At 54.4% G+C, this 15121-nt stretch carries 11 protein-coding genes and 1 other annotated feature (1 of these 12 only partly in view); of the genes, 8 read left to right on the forward strand and 3 right to left on the reverse strand.

From position 1 onward, the window contains the following. Positions 1-161 (reverse strand) — a binding site (T-box leader); it reaches 81 nt to the left of the window's first position. Between the two features lie 142 nt (positions 162-303). The 3 genes from ABGT74_RS11730 to ABGT74_RS11740 are packed head-to-tail and all read left to right on the forward strand — an operon-like array spanning position 304 to position 3514. After that, on the forward strand, positions 304-1500 hold the full coding sequence (locus ABGT74_RS11730) for a dicarboxylate/amino acid:cation symporter (protein ID WP_346705613.1): 1197 nt from the start codon (positions 304-306) through the stop codon (positions 1498-1500). A 22-nt stretch (positions 1501-1522) separates the two neighbouring features. Then, positions 1523-2095 (forward strand): phosphatase PAP2 family protein, encoded by a 573-nt coding sequence (locus ABGT74_RS11735; protein ID WP_297282685.1) that lies wholly within the window; start codon positions 1523-1525, stop codon positions 2093-2095. Further along, positions 2096-3514, forward strand: coding sequence for a polysaccharide biosynthesis C-terminal domain-containing protein (locus tag ABGT74_RS11740; protein ID WP_346705614.1), 1419 nt, complete (start codon positions 2096-2098; stop codon positions 3512-3514). It abuts the gene before it with no gap. Positions 3515-3566: 52 nt separating this feature from the next. On the opposite strand, the gene ABGT74_RS11745 is transcribed toward ABGT74_RS11740, so the two are convergent. Both ABGT74_RS11745 and ABGT74_RS11750 read right to left on the reverse strand, forming a co-directional pair. Next, entirely contained in the window at positions 3567-3995 is a 429-nt protein-coding gene (locus tag ABGT74_RS11745) for an RrF2 family transcriptional regulator (RefSeq protein WP_297282687.1), read from the reverse strand. A 59-nt stretch (positions 3996-4054) separates the two neighbouring features. Further along, positions 4055-6625, reverse strand: coding sequence for a translation factor GTPase family protein (locus ABGT74_RS11750; protein ID WP_346705615.1), 2571 nt, complete (start codon positions 6623-6625; stop codon positions 4055-4057). A gap of 247 nt (positions 6626-6872) precedes the next feature. Here ABGT74_RS11750 and ABGT74_RS11755 point away from each other — a divergent pair, with 247 nt between their 5' ends. Further along, positions 6873-6986, forward strand: coding sequence for a small, acid-soluble spore protein, alpha/beta type (locus ABGT74_RS11755; protein WP_297282689.1), 114 nt, complete (start codon positions 6873-6875; stop codon positions 6984-6986). 111 nt (positions 6987-7097) lie between these two features. On the opposite strand, the gene ABGT74_RS11760 is transcribed toward ABGT74_RS11755, so the two are convergent. Beyond that, positions 7098-9434 (reverse strand): S-layer homology domain-containing protein, encoded by a 2337-nt coding sequence (locus tag ABGT74_RS11760; protein ID WP_346705616.1) that lies wholly within the window; start codon positions 9432-9434, stop codon positions 7098-7100. Positions 9435-9759: 325 nt separating this feature from the next. Between ABGT74_RS11760 and ABGT74_RS11765 the strand changes: the two genes are divergently transcribed. From ABGT74_RS11765 to ABGT74_RS11780, 4 genes are all read left to right on the forward strand, one after another. Further along, positions 9760-11037, forward strand: a complete 1278-nt coding sequence (locus tag ABGT74_RS11765; RefSeq protein WP_297282691.1) for a response regulator — start codon at positions 9760-9762, stop codon at positions 11035-11037. A gap of 2 nt (positions 11038-11039) precedes the next feature. Beyond that, positions 11040-12758 carry a sensor histidine kinase gene (locus tag ABGT74_RS11770; RefSeq protein WP_330651660.1) on the forward strand — a complete coding sequence of 573 codons (1719 nt, stop codon included), beginning with the start codon at positions 11040-11042 and terminating at the stop codon, positions 12756-12758. Beyond that, on the forward strand, positions 12745-13716 hold the full coding sequence (locus ABGT74_RS11775) for a substrate-binding domain-containing protein (protein ID WP_346705617.1): 972 nt from the start codon (positions 12745-12747) through the stop codon (positions 13714-13716). Before ABGT74_RS11770 ends, ABGT74_RS11775 begins: the two co-directional genes overlap by 14 nt. Positions 13717-13903: 187 nt before the next feature. Further along, positions 13904-15121: substrate-binding domain-containing protein (locus tag ABGT74_RS11780; protein ID WP_346705618.1), on the forward strand; the 1218-nt coding region annotated here is incomplete at its 3' end.

A 15121-nucleotide genomic window follows, 5' to 3' on the forward strand; every position in this document is an offset into this window, starting at 1 on the left:
GCCGCCCCTGTAACGGTGGGCATCCGTTCCCTCCTACCGGCCAGACGGCTTTCAGCGGACCGCTCCCGGGCGAGTTTCACCGTTTCCTGACGCTGCCTTACACCAACCGGCAGCTCTCTGCGGACAGGGATGCGATTACTTTACCCGTTCATCACCTTTTGCAATATGTTATTATATTAGCCTCTGCCCTCGCGGTTGTCAAGGGGTATTTTAATTTTTTCCCAGCAGACGCCCCGACTTGCGAATAGGGCAGCAATCTGGTATAGTAATAGTGATACTGTAAAAAAAGAGGAGAAAATTGACGTGAAACAACTCGGATTGCTTATTCGCCTGATTATCGGCATCATTGCCGGTACGCTGATCGGCCTTTGCGGCGGCTGGTTCGGCATTGCGGATTCCACCGCATTTATCGCCGTCGTTCGCCTGTTCGCCACGTTTACCTCTCTGTTTTCCACCTTCCTGTCCTTCATGATTCCGCTGATCATCCTCTCGTTTATCACAGTGGGCATGGCGGAGCTGGGCAAGAAGGCCAACCGTCTGTTCGGCATCACTTTGCTGCTGGCTTACGGCACCACGGTTCTTTCCGGTTTTCTGACCTTCCTGATCGGCAAGGCAGTGCTGCCCTCGCTGATCCAGCCCATCACGGGTGACGTATTGGAAAGCAACGCGTTCCAGCCGTTTTTCACCATCGAGATTGAACCGATCTTCGGTGTCATGACTGCGCTGGTGCTTTCGTTTGTGCTCGGCATCGGCATGGCTAATCTGCGTGGCTCCTCCCTGCTGGATGTGTGCCGCGATCTGCAGCGCATCGTGTCCGGTGTGCTCAAGCACATCATCATTCCGCTCATCCCGGTGCATATTGCGGGTCTGTTCTGCAACATTGCCGCAGAAGGCCGCCTGTTTGCAACAATCAAGATGTTTGCTTCCCTGTATGGCATCATCATCGTTTTGCAGCTGCTGTATATCCTTTCGCAGTTCGGACTTGCCAGCGTTGTCTGCCGCAAGAACCACTTTAAGAGCATCAAAAATGTTGCGCCCGCCTATTTTACCGCACTGGGCACCCAGTCCTCCGCTTCCACCATTCCGGTTGCACTGAACTGTGCGTATAATAATGATGTCAATGAGGACGTAGCCGACTTTGTCGTTCCGCTGTGCGCCACCATCAACCTCAACGGCGACACGATTTGTCTGGTGCTTGGCTCGATGGGCATTATGATCGCCAGCGGTCTGACGCCCACGCTCGCCATGTTCGCGCCTTTTATCATGATGCTCGGCGTGACCATGGTGGCAGCTCCCGGCGTTCCCGGCGGCGGCGTCATGGCGGCGCTTGGCCTGATCACCTCTATGCTCGGCTTTACCGATCCCATGCAGCAGCTGATTATCGCGCTGCATTTCTCGCAGGACAGCTTCGGCACCGCGACCAACGTGACCGGCGATCAGGCGATTGCACTGATCGTCGACCGGATTGATCGCGCAAGCAGCGAAAAAAACGCTTACTGATTGACAGAAAGGAGCACCTGCTTTGGAGGTACTGCTTGACATCATCCGGTCATTTGACTTTGATATTCTATATGAAATTTCCACCCACCTGCGCGGCGGCGCATCCGATCTGTTCTGGAAATTCTTTTCGCTGATTGGAAACGCCGGCGCCGTTTGGATTGTTCTGGCCATCGTTTTGCTGTTCTTTCGGAAAACGCGGCGCGCGGGCGCCGCGATGCTGGTGGCATTGCTCATCGGCGTGCTCATCGGCAACGTATGGCTGAAGGAATGGATCATGCGTCCCCGTCCTTTTGTGACGCATCCGGAGCTGACCGCCTTGCTCGATCCGGGCGATCAATGGTCCTTCCCCTCCGGTCACACGCTGTCCTCCTTTGCGGCGGCAACCGCCTTGTGCTTTTTCCACCGCAAATCAGGGGCGCTTGCCTATGTGCTGGCCGCGCTGATCGCTTTTTCCCGCCTGTATGCCAGCGTGCATTATCCGACCGATGTGCTGGCCGGTCTGCTGATCGGCATTGGCTGTGGTCTGGTTGCCGCATGGCTGACCGACCGCGTCACCGACCGCATCCATACCATCCGACTGAGAAAGGGTGCTTAAATGAATCAATATAAGCGTCTTTTAAGCAACACCTTTATTTTTGCCATCGGCACGTTCAGCTCCAAGATCCTCGTCATCCTCATGCTGCGCTTCTATACCGGCGTGATGACGACGGACGAGATGGGTGTTGCCGATCTGATTGTGAAAACGACGAGCATTCTCTATCCGGTCGTTTCGCTCTCTATCGGACAGGCGATCATCCGGTACGGTCTGGAACGCCGCCGCCGCAAAAGCGATGTATTCACCATCGGCCTTGCAACCATTCTGTGCGGTTTTCTCATCGCACTGCCGTTCCACCCGCTGCTCGGTCTGATCCACTATAACACATCGACCGGCGCGACCGGCTCGCTGCTGGAATACCAGTGGCTGATTTATCTGTATGTGCTGACTTCCTGCACGCAAAACGCCTGCAGTCAGTTCATCCGCGCGCTGGGTTATGTGCGCCTGTATGCCATCGACGGCATCTTCCGCACCTTTGTCACCATCCTGCTGAATATCCTGTATCTGACGGTATTCAAATGGAACATCTTCGGTTATGTGTTCTCGATCATCTGCGCAGATGCACTTTCGACCATCTGCCTTTTCCTGATCGCAAGCCTGTGGAAGTATATCCGTCTGCATAAGCCAAACTTTTATTTGTGGCGCAGCATGCTGGCCTATTCGTTGCCGCTCGTACCGGACGCCATTCTGGTCTATATCATCGGCTTTTCCGATCAGGCGTTCCTCGCCGCCATGCAGGATACCTCGGTCAGCGCGATTTACTCCATTGCCTATCGCGTGCCGACACTGATTGCACTGGTTGCTTCGATTTTTGTCGATGCATGGCAGATCTCCATTGTTAACAACAACTCGCGCGAAGAGCAAATCCAGTTCTTCTCCAATGTCGGCAACACCTACAGCTCGATCGTATTCATCATTGCATCGGGCGGCATCATGTGCGCTAAGCTCGCCATCACGGTACTGGCCGTGCCCAGCTATTACATCGGCTGGACGTTCATCCCGGTGCTGGCGGTGGGCGCGGGCTTCAACTGCCTGTCGAGCTTTCAGAAAAGCGTCTATCTGCTGGAAAAACGCACCATCCCATCGTTCCTGTCCACCGCGTTTTCTGCGGTTGTCAACATCACCCTCAATGCGCTGCTCATTCCGCGCTACGGCGGCATGGGTGCGGCAACTGCAACGCTCATCAGCTATGTTGTCCTGTTCCTGTACCGTGCCGTAGACAGCCGCCGCTTTATGCCGGTGCGCTGGAACAAAAAGCGGCTGGGCTGCACAGTATTTCTGCTGTGCGTGCAGGGTGCTTTGATGCTGCTGGAGCCGCCGCTCTGGCTGCTGTGGCAGCTGCTTCTGTTCTCTATGGTATTTCTTCTCAACTGCCGCGAGCTGCTGGTTGGCGTCAAAAAACTGCTGCACCGCGCATGAGCAACCCTTTTTCAAAAAGAAAACGCCGGACGAAAGTCCGGCGTTTTTGTTTTCAAATTGAAAAATCCAGCGCTTGGCCGCGGTTGACCAATTCCTCCAGCGTGACCGAATCCACATACTGATTGACCACATCGTACAACCCGCGCCAAAAGTCCAGGGTAATGCAGTCCTGTGCACGGGCGCACTCCACCGGATCGTGTTCCAGACACGCCACCGGCACCAAAGCGCCTTCCGTAATGCGCAAAATATCTCCCACGGTATATTCCGACGGGTGCCGCGCCAATTGGTATCCGCCCTGTGCGCCGCGCGTAGATGTCACAAAACCTGCACGAGACAGCTGAACGACAATCTGTTCCAGATATTTGGCTGATATCTCCTGCCTTTTGGAAATATCCCGCAACGGGATATAGCCGGCAGCATCATGCTGTGCCAGATCGATCATCAGGCGAAGCGCATATCTTCCCTTTGTCGAAATCTTCATATACATACACCTTTGCAACATTTATTTCTCAAAAGCCGCCACGTTTTCACATCCGCCGTCTATGATTGCTGCTGCAAACGTGCAATCACATCTGCAATATGACGGCTGGCCTGCTCCACTTCCCATTTCAGTTCCGTGGCAGAAATTCGCTCCGCACCGTGCCCCAGAATAATCATCTGCTCCATACCATCCGAGGTTGCAACGCGTACACGATGCTTGCGAGACAGGTCATAGGATGCCTGTTCAATATACATGTCTGCCGTTTCCGCCTCCTTGGTGTAAACGATATGCAGACCATGCCGTTTTTCGATCGACCCCATTCCCCCTTTGACCTTGTATGCGTCAAACACCACGATCAAGTGGCACTTGCGCACACTTTGATAATTACTCAGCACATTGATAAGCGCTTCCCGCGCTGCATTGATATCCGCAGCCGCCATGCTGCGCAGCTCGTCCCACGCAAAAATGATATTGTATCCATCGACCAGCAAATAATCATCTGCGCGAATGCGGGTAACATATAATTGCTCGATCGTTTCCGCTTTTTTGCGGCTCTGCTGAAAGGCTTCAAATCCGCGGTCTCGAATCGGACCATACGTACGCTCAAACAGCGCGCGCAGTTCCTTATCGTCATCCAAACCGGAGGATGCTGCCGCGCGGCGCACCGGCTGTGGTGTTGGTTCCTCTTCCTCCGACTGCAAGCAGATGCCCGCGTCCATGTGCGCATGCGCACGCACCTCGTCCCACTTGACAACATAGCCCGCGCCGTGCGAACAAAACACAGAATCCGGAGAATTCTCGGTATCGTGCTCGGGCTGATAACCACACTGCTCGATCACCTGCGCGGCATTATGGCAGGGCGCGTATCCATCCGGCGTGCACACCAGCCGTCCACGCCCCTTGGTATAGGCTGCCACCTCAGTCCAGTAGTTACGCATCGTGGAAACCGGTGCTGTGCCGGTCAGCAGTACGCCGTCCTCCTGCGATTCTGGCGGCTCAAAGGTGCCTTCCATGCGCTGAATATCATTCATCGCACGGCCCACGCATTCCTCAGGCAGCATCAGCTCAAAGGCGTAATACGGTTCGAGCAGCACGCTTTCCGCCTGCATCAGACCGTTGCGCACCGCGCGGTAGGTTGCTTCGCGGAAATCACCGCCTTCGGTATGCTTGACATGCGCGCGGCCGGTCAGCAACGTGATCTTCATATCGGTGATCGGCGCACCGATGAGCACGCCAACATGCGTTTTTTCCGCAAGATGCGTCAAAATCAGGCGCTGCCAGTTGAGATCGAGCGTATCCGTCGGACAAGCGGTTGCAAACTGCAAACCGCTGCCCCGCTCGCCCGGCTCCAGCAACAAATGCGCCTCTGCATAATGACGCAGCGGCTCAAAGTGACCGATGCCGACCGCAGGCGTAGTGATGGTTTCTTTATAAACGATATTGCCTTCGTCAAACGTGACCGGAACGCCAAATCGTTCCGCGATCACGCGGGTCAGGATTTCCAGCTGCACCTCACCCATGAGCTGCAAATGGATCTCGCCCAAGCGCTCATTCCAAACCACGCGCAGCTGGGGATCTTCCTCTTCCAACTGACGCAGATTTTTCAGCATGGTATGCGCGTCATACTTGTCCGGAAACTGTACCCGATATCCCAAAACCGGCTCCAGTACCGGCGGCAGCGCACCCGCCGCACTGCCCAGCCCCATACCGGGAGTGGTATGCGTCAGGCCGGTGACGGCACAGACCATGCCGCTTTCCGCCTGTTCGATTGACTGAAATTTTTCACCCGAGTACACTCGGATCTGGTTGACTTTTTCCTGCCAGCCGCCGTCCTCTTCGCCGGACAGCAGCGCGCGCACAGCAAGCGTTCCGCCCGTGATTTTGAGGTGGGACAGACGGTTGCCCTGTCCGTCGCGCGTAATTTTGAACACCTGCGCACCGAATGCATCGTTATACTGCGGCTGCTGTGTATAATGCTCCAATCCGTCCAGTAATGCTTGTACGCCTTCCAGCCGCAGCGCAGAACCGAAATAACACGGAAACACCTTGCGGGCGCGAATCAGGGAAACAATGTCCTCTGATTGCACGCATCCCGTTTCCAGATACCGCTCGAGCAACGCTTCGTCGCACATGGCGATTTCTTCCGCCATGGTATCCGGCTGGTCAAACGCGATACAGCCATCCCCCAGACGCTTTTTCAGCTCGGCCATACGCGCCGCCCGCGCGTCCGGGTGGATGTCCATTTTATTGATAAAAAGAAAGGCCGGCACATGATGGCGTTTCAGTAACCGCCACAGCGTCTGCGTATGCGCCTGCACGCCGTCCGTTCCGCTGACCACCAGAACCGCATAGTCCAGCACTTGCAGCGTGCGCTCCATCTCCGCGGAAAAATCCACGTGTCCCGGCGTGTCCAGCAGCGTCACCGCAGTGGTCGGCAGCGACAGCTCTGCTTGTTTGGAAAAAACCGTGATGCCTCTTTCCCGCTCGATTGCAAACGTGTCCAAAAAGGCATTTTGATGGTCTACCCGTCCCAGTTTTTTCAGTGCGCCCGTCAAATACAGCAACGCTTCCGACAGCGTTGTTTTCCCCGCATCCACATGCGCCAGAATACCGATGACTAATCGTTTCATAATTTCCTTCTCATTGATTGGTTTATTGATATTATATCAAAAAAGTAGTCAAAGCACAAGACATTCCAACCTCTACCCGTGCATAACATTTTTTCCTGTTAAACCGCCAAAATTGAAATTTCTACACATAATTCGCGCATCTTTTTCCATGAAGAGCAGCAATTTCATCTCATATTGCGGTTTTTTGCGCACAAAATACTATCAGCAAATCCCCAAAACACAAATCAAACAAAAGGAGAGAAAAAACATGACTAACACGAAGAATGGTTCTAATCAGGGTATGGTTCCGGAAGCACGCGCTGCAATGGATCGCTTTAAGATGGAGGCGGCAGCCGAGGTTGCTGTCGCTTCTCCATCTTAACAAGCCTCATCCCAACCATACTACATACCGGCTCACAACGCAAACGACCGCCCTTCACCCCAGTGAAAGGCGGCCGTTTTCTGTTACCCTGCTTTTTATGGAACGAAATGCTCACTCATCTGCGCGCACGCGCACGGTATAGCTTTCGCCATTCTCCAAATCAATGCCCCTATAGCTATACCCCGGCTCAATGAAGAAACTTCCGTCATCCTCAATGTCCCAGCTGGATGCATAGGTCGTGCCGCTGCCCACGACCTCGCCGGACGAATCCAGCAATTCCCACACAAACTTTGGTGTCGAGTAATCGCCGCAATCGGCCGTGCCGCGGAAGGAGATATCCAGCTCATAGCAATCGCCATAGGTGGAATAGCTGAGCTCTGTGCCAATCTCCTCGATCGTAGCCGTGCCGTTTTTGTCCGTCACGGTCAGCGGAACACCTTCAACCCGTACTTCCGGCGCTGCCGCCTGCACCTCTCCGGCATCCTTACCGCTGTCATTGCGGAAGGAGACGGTATACGAACCCTCCAGATCCACATCATTCAGATAGATCGAAGCGGAGAACGAATCGCCCACGCTGTTCGGTGTGCCATGCGTATCGACAACACCGCTGTAAATGACTTTTCCGCTCTCATCCTTCACTTGGCATTTGAGATACGACTGGAACGCAAAACGGAAATCCTCATTCAGGCTGGTCAGCGTACCATTGACCTCAATGACGGCCAGATTGTCACTTGTCCAGGTGGACGGCTCAACATCAGTCACCTGAAGCGTGCCGGCGATGATGGGATCGGACGGGACAAAGTCATAGTCCTGATCCTCCCAATCCTCATCCTTAAGATACAGGCAGTTGAGCGTTACCGGCAGCCGCTCCGCCTGCACGTCGAACTGATACGCCGGCAGGACAGTAATCGTGCAGCTGCCCGTCGCGCCGTCGGGAGAAACCGCCGTTATGGTAACTTCACCACGGCGTTTGCCGGTTACCACACCGCCATTTACCGTCGCAATCATGGAGTCGGACGTCTTCCATTCCTTGATCGTGCGGTTGGTTGTGTTTTCCGGATAGACTTTCACATCCACCGAGCAGGTTGTACCCTCACGGATGGATTCTTCGCTCGGCGTCAGCTCCAGACGCTCGCCTTTGACAACGGAAATCTGACGCATGCGCATGATCGTTACGATGCTCTGCTCCCGGGTATACGAGCCCTGCGGATCGAACTTGCCGCCTTCAATGCCGTTAATAATACCCGCAGCCTGCACCTGTCCTACCTGCGCGTTGGCCCAAGAAGAGATCGCGCTGCTATCCGTAAATGCAGGTGATGCTGCCTTCAGCTCGGTTCCAAGCTTGCTACTGAGGTTCGACAGGATGACTGCTGCCTGCTCACGGGTCAGCAGTTCATTCGGCGCAAACTTACCATCACCAACGCCCTGAATCACGCCCAAACTGCCCATTTTCCGTACATTGATATCCTTTGTGTCTGAAAACTCCACCTTGGCACCGATGGTCCTCCCCGTGCTGTTCTCATACAGGCTGACCGCCAGTGCGCAGAAATCCGCGCGAGTGATGGGCGTATTGAACTTATATTGCAGCTGCCTCAGAACAATCCCCGCCGCGATGCCGTTTTCCACATCGGCTGCCGCCCAAGCAGACGGTGTACGGTAATGCGCCACATAATCAGGATCCACCCGCGTGGCCAGCGTATTCAGTGTGGACTGCACGGTGTTGCGCAGGTCATACGTCTTTTCCCCGCCGCTGGTCAGCTGCTGCAAGCGTGCATACCATGTTGCGTGCGGCATTTCCACCGAACTGTTGTCATCTACATAATAATAATGCATTTCACCGGTGGAAGAGAACACATCCTGACTGATGTAAACATCGGGCGAAAAACGCATATGAAATCCCTGTACGAGCTGCCATTTTCCGTCTACCACAGAATAATAGTAATCCGATCCCCGGCTGGTTCCGGACGCATCGGTCGAATATACCGCATATTTGCGCCTGTCGCTTCCGGTGCTGACCTTCATTTCATACTCATAATTATCACCACCCAAATAACTCCGATCCACCGGGATGCCTCCGGCCAGACGCACCATTTTTCCATTTTGATAGGTATATACGCAGTCAATCAGAGCGGACGCCACACTATCCCCTTTGTCCCCCACATTCTTTCCGAACACCAGTTCCGGAATGCCGTTCTGATCAAAATCGATCAGCTGGGCATAGCACACCTTTTGATTGACCCAGTTGACATAAAAGTCATACCCGGTCAACTCGGACGACGGCACGTCGGTCGGCGGCAGACCGATGCTGTCCAGCTCTGTCTGCACAAAATCGTAATACGCGCGGTACGCGTCATCCACTGCGGATGCCTCGGCAGTCACGGGGCAAAACACTGCCACCGTAAGCGCCAGCGCCGCAAACAATCCCATAGAACACAGTCGCTTTTTCATATGATCCTCTCCTCAACCTTTCTTGCATTTCTTTCCACGAAAATCTCTATGCTACCTCCCCCCATTTTATATTTTGCATAGAAATAAATTATTTTTTTATATTTTTTTGGTATATATGCTATTGAAGCATTTCCTCCCTTTTCTGTCAAATTCTTTGGGTTTGCAGCGCGGCCCCGGTGCTCTTTCCTTCTGCTCACACACCCGCCGCAGCCGCTAGATTGGCTTTTGGTGTTAGAATTGCTTTGCGGAATGGGGAGAAATTTGGTATAATACTGCACAGCAGAACCCTAAATACCGCCTTGGCGAGGAAAGGACGGGTGCCTCGATGGCCACTAAATCATTATATACCGTGATTGTCGCAGACGATGAGGATGAATTGAGGGAAGCTGTATGCACCATGATTCCTTGGGAGGAATATGGCTTCCGTCTGGTTGGTAGTGCCAGTAACGGATTGGACGCGCTGCAAATGGTAGAGGAATGCGAGCCTGATCTTCTGCTCACCGATATCCGAATGCCGTTTATTTCCGGCATCGAGCTTGCCAGGCAGGTTCGTGAGGTTCGGCCTGCCACCAACATCGCTTTTCTCAGCGGTTACGACGATTTTGAATACGCCAAGCAGGCGATTCAATATAATATCATCAGCTATATGCTCAAACCCTTAACTATGGAAGGCTTGAGCAAAGAGCTGCAAAATATCCGCCAGAAGATCGACACCCAGTTCGCCATGTTCCGTCAGGCAACCCCCAATCCCAGCGGCATGGATCTGCAGACGGCGATGCTGATGCCGCTGGTGCTGGATGATTACGCCGAACCGGACGGAGAACCGCGGGCAAAGGCCTATGCCCGCCAGTGCGGCCTGCTGCGGGATATGGAGGACAGGCCCCATTTTGTTGTGATGGTATCCACCCTTCTGGAAGCGGACGGCGGCAACTGCACCGCGCCCTCCTTTGTTTCTTCCGTCAACCGACTGGCAACCAAATATCTGCGCGGTGCCCATTTTTTCGCCTCCGGCAAGGTCATTTCTGTACTGCTGGGCAACCCCTCCGACTTTGACAAATATCTTCATATTCTGGCAGATGAAATCCCCCAAATGGCCGACCGCGTGCTGGGCAAATGCTGCCGCATCGGCATCAGCCGCGCAACGCGCAATTTGACCTCTCTGCACGATGCGTATCGCGAAGCGATGGAAGCCCTGCGTCAGGGCGACGGCATGGAAAGCGGCGCACAGTTCATCAGCGATTTGTCGCCTGCCGTCAAGGGGGGCGAGCTTCTGTGCAAAAAGGCCATGGAGGCACTCAACCAACATTATATGGATGCCAATCTCTCGCTGGTATCACTCAGCGGCATGCTGACCGTCAGCCCCAATCACCTTTCTGCCTGCATCAAAAAATATGCTGGCGAAACCTTCATCAACATCCTGATCCGCAAGCGAATGGAAGCGGCCCGCGAACTGCTGGTGTCTTCCCCGCTAAAAATTCAGGAGATCGCCCAGCGATGCGGTTATACCGACCAGCATTATTTCAGCTATTGCTTCAAAAAATATTGCGGTGAATCCCCCAGCACCATGCGCCGCAGGCTGGATCGGGAAAAGGCGGGTGATTGACTGTGAAGGATGGCGTCTCCCGCACAGGGCTGCGCATCACCACCATTCTTGTCTCTATGGTGGTGAGTGTAGTCGCGGTCATCCTGTGCTGCTGCATTCTTCTCTTTCTCAACCGATACCGCAGCGCTATGGTACAAAGCGCCCTGACCAACAGCGATCAGGCAGTCTCGCAGGTATCGAATACCGTTGGCAACTATCTGCAAAGCATGGAGCAGGCTATGTCACTGGTCGAGTGGTCCATGCTGGAAAGCGCCGATAACCGCAACCAGCTTCTGGACGCTTTCCTGACCTTCCGCCCGGATGTGGTGGCGGTGACCAGCTATTCCCCCTCCGGCAAGATGCTGGACTGCTGGTGTCTGGATCGGGAGCCACGCGAGAACATTTATCAAAACCTTTCCTTCAATCTGGATCGGGCTCGCGCCTCCGGCGGCGCCTATATGACCGCCCCCCATGTAGAGAGCATTTTTGAGGGCTATTACCCTTGGGTCGTGACCATGACCGTTCCGCTCGAATCCGGCAATCAGACGGCATGGGTATCGCTCGATCTGAGCTTTTCCAGCATCTCCACTTACATCAACAACGTCAGCATTGGCCAGCGTGGCTACTGCTTTCTGATGGACAAGGAAGGCAACATCGTTTATCATCCACAGCAGCAGCTGCTGTACGCCGGCCTGAAATCCGAGGACACCTCCTCGCTGGCATCATTGGCAGACGGCTCTTATGTCGACGACACGGTGATCTATTCCGTCACCAGTGTGGCGGACAGCGACTGGCGAATCGTGGGCGTCAGCTATGTGGATGAAATGGTCAACCGCAGCTTCCGGGAAATGATCCGTCTTTCCCTTGTACTGGGTGCAGTGCTGCTTGCCGCCGCGGTGTTGACCAGTTTTCTTCTCTCCCGCCTGCTGGCGCGCCCGCTCCGCGGTTTAGAAGCTGCTATGGAAAGCTTCGAAACCGATGCCGACCACTTCACCTATGTGCCTGTGGGCGGTACCCGCGAAGTGCAGGAGTTATCCAGTTCATTCGAGCACATGGTGCTGCGCATCCAGCGTCTGATGTCCACCGTGCGCGAGGAAGAGGTCAACCTGCGCAAAACCGAGCTGAAAGCGCTTCAAGCGCAGATCAATCCGCATTTTTTATACAACACGCTGGATTCGATCGCATGGATGTGCGAGCAAGGCCGCAATGACGACGCGGTAAAGATGATCCATGCGCTGGCCCGCTTGTTCCGCATCAGCATCAGCAAGGGTCACGAGCTTATCCCCATCGCCAAGGAGATCGAACACGCGGAAAGCTATCTGCAAATCCAGAAATACCGCTATAAAAACCAGTTCACCTATGAATTCGATGTCGACCCTGCATGTCTCAACTACTACTGCAACAAGATCACTCTACAGCCTATCATCGAAAATGCCATCAACCATGGTCTTGACCTGCTGGTGGATGAGGGCCGCATCACCGTGCAGGTGCGGCAGGACGGCGAGGACATTGTCTTTGATGTCCGGGATAATGGCGTAGGGATGAGCGACGAGCTGATCCAATCCATCTTGGCGCACGCGCCGGAAGACCGTACCGGCATCGGCATTCGAAATGTAAACGACCGTCTGCAAATCTATTTCGGCAAGCAGTACGGCCTGCACATCACCAGTGAACCGGATGTGGGCACCTGTGTGGAGCTGCGCATGCCAAAGATACAGGAGGGGGATTATGAGACGAAATAGATGGCGCGCTGTATGGGCCGCTGTGCTGTGCATCCTGCTTTGCGGCTGCTCAACCGGCACCAACTACTCCCGACAGCATACGGTGGCGCTGGTAGTCAAATCCACACAGACAGAATTTTGGCTGTCCGTCTTTGCCGGGGCGGAAGCTGCCGCCACGGAGTACAATCTGAAGCTCAATATCATTGGTCCGGATACGGAAGAGGATTATGAAGCCCAAAACCAAATGGTGGCCGACGCGGTCAGTGAAGGCGCGGAAGCAATTGTTTTTTCCGCCATCGACTACGAAAACAACGCCGCTGCCATCGACGATGCCGCAAAGCAAGGCGCCAAAATCGTAGCCATCGACAGCAACGTAGACTCCGAAGCGGTCAGCACCTACATCGGCACCGACAACTATGCTGCCGGGCAGATGGCAGCGCAGGCAGCACTTGATCGGGTCAATACACCGCTCAAGGTCGGCATCGTCAACTATGACATCAGCAGCGCCAACGGTCAGGAGCGTGAACAGGGCGCGGTGGATACCTTTGCTGACAGCGGCAGGGCGGAGGTCATCAGCGTCATCAACACGCTGGCCGATGCCGGTCACGCCAAACGGGATACCGCTGCCCTGCTTACATCCCACCCGGAAATCAATGTGCTGCTGGCCTTTAACGAGCCGACCAGCGTGGGCGCTGCGCAGGCAATCGAGGAAATGGGCCTGTCCGACACGGTTTTTCTGGTGGGATTTGACTCCAACGTTGCCACCGTGGACGGACTGCAGGAAGGCTCGGTCGATGCCCTCATTGTGCAGAATCCCTATGCCATGGGCTATCTGGGTGTGGAAAGCGCTTACAAGCTGCTCGCCGGACAGGCCGGCGGGATGGAACGCATCGTGGACACTTCGACCCAAATCGTCGACAGGGACAACCTTTTTGAAGTGGACAGCCAAAAGGCTCTGTTCGCGTTTGACTCCCGTTGATTTGTGTAATATGCACAGTTTTTATGTTTTATAATTTCGCTTTATGATAGTTTTCAATAAAATTTACCCCTTTTGCGGTGATTTTTTACCTTGTTTTTCCGGTTCACTTCGCCTACAATAAAAGCAAGCAGGGAGGAACCCCCGGTTGGACGTCCCTCCCAATTCAAAGGAGAGAAGGAGAATCATTATGAAGAAGAAGGTACTCGCGCTTACCCTGACTGCAGCAATGATGCTCAGTATGGCAGCTTGCTCCTCCGGCGGCAACACTTCGGATGCCTCGCAGGACAACGGCGGTACGGAGGCGGCGGAGGTTGCCAACAAGGATAAGCCCTTAGTATGGTTTAACCGTCAGCCCTCCAACAGCTCCACCGGCGAGCTGGACATGACCGCTCTGAACTTCAACGACAACACTTACTACGTAGGCTTTGACGCCAACCAGGGCGCTGAGCTCCAGGGCACCATGATTCTGGACTACGTAAAGGCTAACATCGACACCATCGACCGCAACGGCGACGGCATCATCGGTTATGTACTGGCCATCGGCGATATCGGCCACAACGACTCCATCGCTCGTACCCGCGGCGTTCGCGCAGCGCTCGGCACGGCGGTTGAGAAGGACGGCGCAATCGTCAGCGATCCGGTCGGCAGCAACGCAGACGGCTCCGCTACCGCTGTTAAGGACGGCTCTCTGGAAGTCAACGGCAAGACCTACATTGTCCGCGAGCTGGCTTCTCAGGAAATGAAGAACTCCGCCGGTGCAACTTGGGATGCTGCTACCGCTGGTAACGCGATCGGCACCTGGGCTTCCTCTTTCGGTGATCAGATCGACATCGTCGCTTCCAACAACGACGGCATGGGCATGTCCATGTTCAACGCTTGGTCCAAGGCGAACAAGGTTCCGACCTTCGGCTACGACGCAAACGCTGACGCTGTTGCAGCAATCGCAGAAGGCTACGGCGGCACCATCAGCCAGCACGCTGACGTTCAGGCTTATTTGACCCTCCGTGTGCTGCGTAACTCTTTGGACGGCGTTGACATCGACACTGGTATCGGAACCGCTGACGAAGCCGGTAACGTATTGAGCGAAGATGTATACTACTACAATGAAGAGGAGCGTTCCTACTACGCTTTGAACGTTGCTGTTACCGCTGACAACTATGAAGAGTTTATGGATTCCACCAAGGTTTATGAGCCTGTTTCCAATCAGCTGGATGAATCCACTCATGCTTCTAAGAAAGTTTGGCTGAACATTTACAACGCTGCTGATAACTTCCTCAGCGCAACCTATCAGCCCCTGCTGCAAAAGTATGACGATCTGCTGAACCTGCAGGTTGAGTACATCGGCGGCGACGGCCAGACTGAGGCCAACATCACCAACCGTTTGTCCAACCCCAGCGACTATGAC

Source organism: uncultured Agathobaculum sp., assembly GCF_963927765.1.
Lineage (GTDB): Bacteria > Bacillota > Clostridia > Oscillospirales > Butyricicoccaceae > Agathobaculum.

What these genes read in the sequence shown, in the direction of transcription:
- ABGT74_RS11775 (WP_346705617.1), top strand. Translation starts at nt 12,745, where the DNA reads ATGAGACGAAATAGATGGCGCGCTGTATGGGCCGCTGTGCTGTGCATC.
- ABGT74_RS11750 (WP_346705615.1), bottom strand. Translation starts at nt 6,625, where the DNA reads ATGAAACGATTAGTCATCGGTATTCTGGCGCATGTGGATGCGGGGAAA.
- ABGT74_RS11765 (WP_297282691.1), top strand. Translation starts at nt 9,760, where the DNA reads ATGGCCACTAAATCATTATATACCGTGATTGTCGCAGACGATGAGGAT.
- ABGT74_RS11755 (WP_297282689.1), top strand. Translation starts at nt 6,873, where the DNA reads ATGACTAACACGAAGAATGGTTCTAATCAGGGTATGGTTCCGGAAGCA.
- ABGT74_RS11745 (WP_297282687.1), bottom strand. Translation starts at nt 3,995, where the DNA reads ATGAAGATTTCGACAAAGGGAAGATATGCGCTTCGCCTGATGATCGAT.
- ABGT74_RS11760 (WP_346705616.1), bottom strand. Translation starts at nt 9,434, where the DNA reads ATGAAAAAGCGACTGTGTTCTATGGGATTGTTTGCGGCGCTGGCGCTT.
- ABGT74_RS11740 (WP_346705614.1), top strand. Translation starts at nt 2,096, where the DNA reads ATGAATCAATATAAGCGTCTTTTAAGCAACACCTTTATTTTTGCCATC.